This is a genomic window from Phenylobacterium sp., from assembly GCF_031360265.1.
GTDB lineage: Bacteria > Pseudomonadota > Alphaproteobacteria > Caulobacterales > Caulobacteraceae > Phenylobacterium.
In genome coordinates, this window is sequence record NZ_JANMBF010000190.1 from 1 (window position 1) to 8037 (window position 8037).

5 protein-coding genes and 2 tRNA genes are annotated in these 8037 nt (G+C 69.7%); 6 read left to right on the top strand and 1 reads right to left on the bottom strand.

The window, feature by feature from the left end; genetic code table 11:
- Positions 1 to 663 (top strand): acyl-CoA dehydrogenase (locus RMN86_RS17735; protein ID WP_309607189.1); only part of this gene is annotated, 663 nt, incomplete at its 5' end.
- Between the two features lie 40 nt (positions 664 to 703).
- On the opposite strand, the gene RMN86_RS17740 is transcribed toward RMN86_RS17735, so the two are convergent.
- The gene (locus RMN86_RS17740; protein ID WP_309607190.1) at positions 704 to 910 is read right to left on the bottom strand and encodes a hypothetical protein; all 207 of its coding nucleotides are present in this window, start codon (positions 908 to 910) and stop codon (positions 704 to 706) included.
- A gap of 340 nt (positions 911 to 1250) precedes the next feature.
- On the opposite strand from RMN86_RS17740, the gene RMN86_RS17745 reads away from it, so the two are divergent.
- The 5 genes from RMN86_RS17745 to RMN86_RS17765 all read left to right on the top strand — a co-directional run.
- A tRNA-Asn gene (locus RMN86_RS17745) sits at positions 1251 to 1326 on the top strand.
- Between the two features lie 114 nt (positions 1327 to 1440).
- The gene (locus RMN86_RS17750) at positions 1441 to 2247 is read left to right on the top strand and encodes a class I SAM-dependent methyltransferase (RefSeq protein WP_309607191.1); all 807 of its coding nucleotides are present in this window, start codon (positions 1441 to 1443) and stop codon (positions 2245 to 2247) included.
- A 96-nt stretch (positions 2248 to 2343) separates the two neighbouring features.
- Positions 2344 to 2419, top strand: a tRNA-Thr gene (locus tag RMN86_RS17755).
- Positions 2420 to 2495: 76 nt separating this feature from the next.
- Complete coding sequence (locus RMN86_RS17760; RefSeq protein ID WP_309607192.1) at positions 2496 to 5867, top strand: transglutaminase family protein; 3372 nt, start codon at positions 2496 to 2498, stop codon at positions 5865 to 5867.
- Positions 5857 to 8037: circularly permuted type 2 ATP-grasp protein (locus RMN86_RS17765; RefSeq protein WP_309607193.1), on the top strand; the 2181-nt coding region annotated here is incomplete at its 3' end. The genes RMN86_RS17760 and RMN86_RS17765, both read left to right, overlap by 11 nt.

The following is an 8037-nucleotide window of genomic DNA, read 5'->3' on the forward strand; positions in this document are numbered from 1 at the left end:
CCCGCCGATACCCCCGGCGTGAAGATCGAAGAATATATGTGGACGTTCAACATGCCCACGGACCACCCACGGGTCAGCTTCACCAATGTGTGGATTCCGGAGGATTCATACTGGGGGCAGGTCGACCGGGGGCTGGGGCTGGGCCAGAGCTTCGTCCACCAGAACCGCATCCGCCAGGCGGCCTCATCGCTGGGCGCGGCGCAGTTCTGCATCGACGAGAGCGTCAAATACGCCCGTCAGCGCAAGCCGTTCGGCAAGGCGCTGGCCGAGAACCAGGCGATCCAGTGGCCGCTGGTGGAGCTGCAGACCCAGTGCGAGATGCTCAGGCTGCTGATCCGCAAGACCGCCTGGCAGATGGACCGGATGGAGCACAAGGAGATCGAGCGGACCATCTCCGACAAGGTCTCGATGTGCAACTACTGGGCCAACCGGCTGGTCTGCGAGGCCGCCGACCGAGCGATGCAGGTGCATGGCGGCATGGGCTATTCGCGGCACAAGCCCTTCGAGCACATCTTCCGCCACCACCGCCGCTATCGGATCACCGAGGGCTCCGAGGAGATCCAGATCCGCAAGGTCGCCGCCTACCTGTTCGGCTACCTCGGACCCAAGCGGGCGCAGTTCAAGGCTGAGGCGGAGGCGGAGGCCGCGGCGAAGGGGGCCTGACCGGCGACGGGGGAGGCGCCGGCCAGGCGGGGCGCGCGCCTTAGGCCGCGGGAGTGTCGGCTTCGTCGTCGCCCGTTTCGCTGTCGCCCGCTTCGTCGTCGCCCGCTTCGTCGGGGTCTTCGCTGTCGTCCAGCCCGTCTTCAGGGTCCTCATCGGTGCGTTCGGCGACCGGCGCGCCGTGCGCCGTTTCGCCGGCGTCTCCAGCCTCGGCGAGCGTCCGCGGCTCAGCTTCGAGGGTCTCGGTCATTTCGGTTTGGCCTGCCATGTTCGCCTCCTGGACCCACGCGAAAATTCGCGTCTGTCAGAGGCTCAGGAGGCGCCCGTCCCGCCACCCTTTCGAGACAGTTCAAAGAATTATCGGCGACGCGCGGCTCTGTCGGAAACCGGACCTCGGGTCGCGTCAGCGTTAACCGTTTCTTAAATCGGCGCGGATCAATTTCAGAGTGTCTTCCTAGAAGACACCCCACCATCACCGACTTCTTCCAGCCCGGCGCCCGCGCCGGGCTTTTTTTGCCCGATGCAGGGGGCCCGCGACGCTTGCATGGCCTGCCGCGCCAGCGTATAGGCCCGGCCCTCGACGGCCCTATTCCTCGGTAGCTCAGCTGGTAGAGCGCGGCACTGTTAATGCTGATGTCGCAGGTTCGAGTCCTGCCCGGGGAGCCATCGCCACATCGCCACCGGTGACCGCCGTACCGGGCGGCGTCGGGTCGTTCACTCATGCAATCCCGAGCATGAACCGAGCTTGCTGGCTCATCGATTGTGCCGCAATCATGGCGAATGCTTAAGTTCCTTTTCAAACCCTGGCCAAAACATCCGATCGATCGCCTCTATCGGATCGAAACGTCGGCGCGGGTCATACACCGGTCGCTGCGCGTCGGGAACCGCGCGCTCGACGAGGCCAACGTCGGCTATGGGTGCTCGCAGCCTTCGGTGCTGCGATCCGCGTTCGGCGCCCTTCCAGGTGGCGGCGCGGACGCCCACCTCTTCGACCTGGGCTGCGGGAAAGGCCGGGCGCTGGCGCTGGCGACGGAGTTTCCGTTCCGGTCCATCACCGGCATAGAGCTGGCGCCGGGACTGTGCCGGATCGCCAGGCGCAACGCCGCGACCATCGCCCGCCGCCACCCGGATCGCGTGCCTTTGAAGATCGTCGAGGGCGACGCGACGAAGCCCGACCTTCCGTCGTCGGGCGATCAGATCCTGTTCCTGTACAACTCGTTCCGCAGGCCGCTGGTCAACGCCTTGCTGACGCACGTCGAGGCGCACGGGGCCGCCCACCCGGACGCGCGCATCTTCCTCGTCTACTACAACCCGACCCAGGCGGCGGCGCTCGACGGGTCGCCCAGGTGGCGCCGGTACTTCGCCGATCAGATCGGCTTTTCGGACGAGGACGCCAGGTACGCGCCGTTCGCCAATCGGTCCGACAGCGTGGTCATCTGGCAGCTGGACTCGCCGAAACGTGCGCCGCCGCACCCCGGCGCCGAACGGGCCATCGAAATCGTCATCCCCGACATCGCCGCGATCGTGCTGGAGCGTTACCTGCAACAGCGCGCGGGCGTGCGGCTGCATGTTTCGTCGGCGGCTTAGGCGATATCCGCGTCGGCGACACTCGCTGCCCGCCGCCCGAACTGACCACGTGGTTGCATAGCCTGGGGCCTTCGTCCCATAAGCGGGCGATCCAGGGCCGGATTAGCTCAGCTGGTAGAGCAGCGGTTTTGTAAACCGAAGGTCGCGGGTTCGAGTCCTGCATCCGGCACCACCTTTCAGGGCGCCACACTTCCTCCGCCCGCCGCCCTGCACTCCCCTGGGCAATAGCCGCCTCTCTCGCGCCCACCGTGGGATTTCCGTTCCCACGCCGCGCCCTGTTCGGCGTAGGGTCTCAGGGTCAACCCAGCCAGGAGCCCGCCCTGTCGGTCATCGCCGCGCTCAACCACGTCACCCGCTACCGCTATGACCAGCCGGCGGAGCTGGGGCCGCACGTGGTGCGGTTGCGGCCGGCGCCGCACACGCGCACGCGGATCGCCAGCTATTCGATGACCGTCGAGCCGGCGGCGCACTTCATCAACTGGCAGCAGGACCCGCACGGCAACTGGCTGGCGCGGATCGTGTTTCCCGAGCCGACGCGGGATTTCAGCATCACCGTCGACCTGACCGCCGAGATGGTGGTGGCCAATCCGTTCGACTTCTTCACCGAGCCCTATGCCGAGCGGCTGCCGTTCGCCTATCCCGACGCCCTGGCGCAGGATCTGGCGCCCTACATGGCGATCGACGACGACGGGCCGGGGCTGGAGGCCGCGGTGGCGGCGCTGCGGCCGCACGGCCAGGGGACGGTGGACTTCATCGTCGGGCTGAACGCCCAGATCCAGCGGACCGTGAGCTACGTCGTGCGGATGGAGCCCGGGGTGCAGAGCCCCGACGCCACGCTGTCGCTGGGGTCGGGATCGTGCCGCGACAGCGCCTGGCTGCTGGTGCAGATGCTGCGCCGGCTGGGGTTGGCGGCGCGGTTCGTGTCCGGCTACCTCCTGCAGCTGAAGGCCGACATCGACCCGATCGCCGGGGCGATGGGAACCCAGAGCGACTTCACCGACCTGCACGCCTGGGCGGAGGTCTATATTCCGGGCGCCGGCTGGATCGGGCTGGACGCCACCTCGGGGCTCCTGTGCGGCGAGGGGCATATCCCGCTGGCCGCCTCGCCGCACTATCGCTCGGCCGCGGCGATCACCGGGGTGGCCAGCCGCCCGGCCGACTATTTCGACTTCTCGATGAGCGTCACCCGGCTGGTCGAGCCGATCCGCATCACCCGGCCGTTCGAGGAGGCCGACTGGGCCGCCCTGGACGCCGTCGGCGAGCAGGTGGAGGCCGATCTCGCGGCCCAGGACGTGCGCCTGACCCTGGGCGGGGAGCCGACGTTCGTCTCCGTCGACGACTTCGAGTCGGCCGAATGGAACATCGACGCGTCGGGGCCGACCAAGCCGATCCTCAGCGAACAGCTGCTGCGCCGCCTGCGCGACCGGTTTGGACCCGGCGGGATGCTGCACCACGGCCAGGGCAAGTGGTATCCGGGCGAGCCGCTGCCGCGCTGGGCGCTGGGCCTGTTCTGGCGGCGCGACGGGCTGGCGATCTGGCGTGAGGGAGCCCCTGACCTGGAGGGCGAACGCGGGGCTGCGGCGACGGTGGCCGACGCGCATGGCCTGATCCAGCGGCTGGCCGCGCGGCTGGGCGTCGATCCGATGATGGCCCTGCCGGCGCGGGAGGATCCGCTGCCGGCGATGAAGGCCGAGACCGACCTGCCGCCCGAGGTCGAGCTGAGCGACGCGGCGCTGGACGACCCGGCCGCGCGGACCCGGCTGCGGCGGGTGATGCAGGGCGGACTGTCGAAGACCCTGGGCTACGTCCTGCCGCTGCGCCGCGCGTTCAGCAAGGCCGAGGGCCAGGGTTGGCTGAGCGAGGACTGGCGGTTCCGGCGAGGGCGGCTCTATGCGATCCCCGGCGACTCGCCGCTGGGCCTGCGCCTGCCGCTGGACTCCCTGCCGCAGCTGGCGGCCAAGGACTATCCGCACATCATCCCGCTCGACCCTTACGAGGACCGCGGCCCCCTGCCCGACCTCTCGCGGCTGCACCTGGAGCCCGAGCCGGAGGTGGGCGGCGTCGGATCGGCCGCGCGGCGCAAGGCGCCAGCCGTGCGCACCGCGCTCAGCGTCGAGCCGCGCGACGGCTTTCTGTACGTGTTCATGCCGCCGGTGGCGCGGCTGGAGGATTACCTCGAACTGGTCGCCCAGTTGCAGGCCGCCGCCGACGGCCTGCCGGTGCGTCTGGAAGGCTATGCCCCGCCCGCCGACCCCAGGCTGGGCGTACTGAAGGTCACCCCCGACCCCGGTGTCATCGAGGTCAATGTGCAGCCGGCGGGGAACTGGCGCGAGGCCGTCGAGATCACCACCGGGGTCTATGCCGACGCGCGGGCGTGCCGGCTGGGGGCCGACAAGTTCATGATCGACGGGCGCCACACCGGCACCGGCGGCGGCGCCCATGTGGTGATCGGCGGATCGAGCCCGGCGGACTCGCCGTTCCTGCGTCGGCCCGACGTGCTGAAGAGCCTGTTGCTCTATTGGCAGCGGCATCCGGCGCTGTCCTACCTGTTCTCCGGCCTGTTCGTCGGACCCACCAGCCAGGCGCCGCGCATCGACGAGGCGCGGCACGACGCGCTCTATGAGCTGGACATCGCCCTGGGCCAGATCCCGGGGCCGAGCGGCAAGGCCCCGCCGCCGCCGTGGCTGGTCGACCGGCTGTTGCGCAACCTTTTGACCGACGTGGCCGGCAACACCCACCGCACCGAGATCTGCATCGACAAGCTCTATTCGCCGGACGGGCCGACGGGGCGGCTGGGCCTCCTGGAATTCCGCGGCTTCGAGATGCCGCCGGACGCGCGGATGAGCCTGGCCCAGCAGCTGTTGATCCGCGCCCTGGTGGCCTGGTTCTGGCGCGAGCCGCAAGACGGGCGGCTGGTGCGCTGGGGGACGGCGCTGCATGACCGTTTCATGCTGCCGCACGTCGTCTGGACCGACTTCGCCGAGGTGATCGGCGACCTGACCCGCGCCGGCTACCCCTTCGACCTGCAGTGGTACGAGGCTCAGCGGGCGTTCCGTTTCCCGGTGCACGGCCGCGTGCAGTACGGCGACGTCTCCCTTGAACTGCGCCACGCACTGGAGCCCTGGCACGTGATGGGCGAGGAGACGTCCGGCTCGGGGACGGTGCGGTTCGTGGATTCCTCGGTGGAGCGGCTGCAGGTGCTGGCCGACGGTTTCCAGAGCGAGCGTCACGTGATCACCTGCAACGGCCGGGCGCTGCCGATGACGCCGACCGGGGTCTCGATGCAGGCGGTGGCCGGCGTCCGCTACAAGGCGTGGAAGCTGCCCAGCGGGCTGCATCCGACCCTGCCGGTCAATGCGCCGCTGACCTTCGACATCGTCGATCGGGCCAACCATCGCTCCATCGGCGGCTGCGTCTATCACGTGACCCACCCCGGCGGGCGGAGCTATGATACCTTCCCGGTCAATTCCTACGAGGCGCAGGCCAGGCGCAAGGCGCGGTTCGAGGAGCAGGGCCATACCCCCGGCCCCATCCGGCCGCCGCGCGCCGAACCGATGGACGAGTTCCCGATGACGCTTGACCTCAGGACGCTGGACCCGGGGACGCCCGGTGGCCGCTGAGACCGCCACCAAAGGCCGCCGCGCCGCGGACCTGGAGCCCTCGGCGGCCAAGCGGCTGTCCGGCTGGCTGCGCGGCTATGCCCCGATCCAGGGCATCCCCGACGAGCTGTTCGACGCCACCGGCCGGCCGCGCGGCGACTGGCTGAGCTTCCTGGGCGATTTCGCGGAGTACCCCGAAGGCGAGTTCAAGAGCCGCTTCGACCTGGCCACCCGGCACATCCGCGACACCGGCGTCTCCTACCGGATCTATGGCGAGGAGAACGAGCGCAGCTGGCCGCTCAACCCGCTGCCGCTGATCCTCGGCAAACAGGAATGGTCGCAGATCGCCGCCGGGGTCGAGCAGCGCGCCAACCTGATGGAAGCCCTGTTGCAGAACCTCTATGGCGACGCCTCGCTGGTCGCCGACGGGCACCTGCCGGCCGCCGCAGTGACCGGCAGCGCGGACTTCATCGCGGCGCTGCGCGGAGTCGCCCCGCCCGGTGGCCGCTATCTGCAGATCTACGCCGCCGACCTGGGCCGGGGGCCCGACGGCCGCTGGTGGGTGCTGGACGACCGCACCCAGGCCCCCTCCGGCGCCGGCTATGCGCTGGAGAACCGGCTGGTGCTCTCCCGAGCCTATCCGAACCTTTATAACGCCATGAACGTCGAGCGCCTGGCGCCGTTTTTCGACGGGTTTCGCAAGGGCCTGGCCGCGGCCGCGGACCGCGCCGACCCGCGCATCTGCCTTCTGACCCCCGGCCCGTTCAGCGAGACCTATTTCGAACAGGCGCACCTGGCCCGCTATCTGGGCTTTCTGCTGGTCGAGGGCGACGACCTGATCGCCCGCGATGGCAAGGTCTATGTGCGCACCATCGCCGGGCTGAAGCGGGCCGACGTGATCCTGCGCCGCGTCGACGCCAACTTCATCGATCCCCTGGAGCTGAACAGCGCCTCGCACCTGGGCACGCCCGGCCTGCTGGACGCCATTCGCGCAGGCGGGGTGGCGATGCTCAACATGCCAGGCTCGGGCGTGGCGGAGTCCAAGGCCCTGCTGGGCTTCCTGCCCAAGCTCTGCCGGCGCCTGCTGGGTGAAGAGCTGAAGATGCCCAACGTCGCCACCTGGTGGTGCGGCCAGCCCCTGGAAAGGGCGACCGTCGAGCGCAATTTCGACGAGCTGGCGATCTCGCCAGCGTTCAATGTCCAGGGCGACGACGGGGCGCTGTCGCGACCCAGACTGATGGCCGACCTGTCGCCGAAGGATCGCGCCGAGGTGCGCGCGCGGCTCAACGACAGGCCCGGCGACGTCGTGGGCCAGGAGGTGGTCCGGCTCTCGACCATGCCGGTGCTGCGCGACGGCCGCCTGGAGCCGGCGCCGTTCGTACTGCGGGTCTATGCGGCCTGGACGCCGGAGGGGATGAAGATCATGCCGGGCGGCTTCTGCCGCACCTCCGAACAGCTCGACGTGCGCGCCATCTCGATGGGCGAGAACGCGCGCACCGCCGACGTCTGGGTGATCGACGACAAGCCGGTGGAGCGGGTCACCCTGCTGGCCAGCCAGGAGGACGTGAAGGTCCGGCGGATCATGGGCCACCTGCCCAGCCGCGCGGCGGACAACCTGTTCTGGCTGGGCCGCTATGTGGAGCGCGCGGAGGCGACGCTGCGGCTGGCGCGCAGCCTGTGCACCAGCCTGATGGACTCCGAATCGGCGGTCCACGGCGCGGGCGAGACGCTGACCTGCCTGCAACAGCTGCTGATCGACTGGGGGGCGATCGACGAGGACCGGCTGGGCAGCCCCGCCCTGCAATCGGCGCGCGAGGCCCTGCACGACCAGAAGGCCTATGGCTCGGTGATCTATCTGGTGCGCGCCGCGCGGCGCACCGCGGCCAGCATGCGCGAGCGGCTGTCCGCCGATTTCTGGGCGCTGCTGCTCAATCTGGAGAGCGAGCTCACCCAGCGCGCCCAGGCGCCGCCGTCGGAGGCCGAGGCCCTGCAGCAGGTGGAGAGCGCGCTGCAGCTGCTGGCCGCGCTGGCCGGCCTGGCCCAGGAAAACATGAACCGTGCGTCCGGCTGGCGCTTCCTCGACATGGGCCGCAGGATCGAGCGCGGCGTCAACACCTGCCGGATGACCCGCACCTTCGCCCACGAGGGCGCGACCACCGACGACCTCGACCTGCTGCTCGACCTGGCCGAC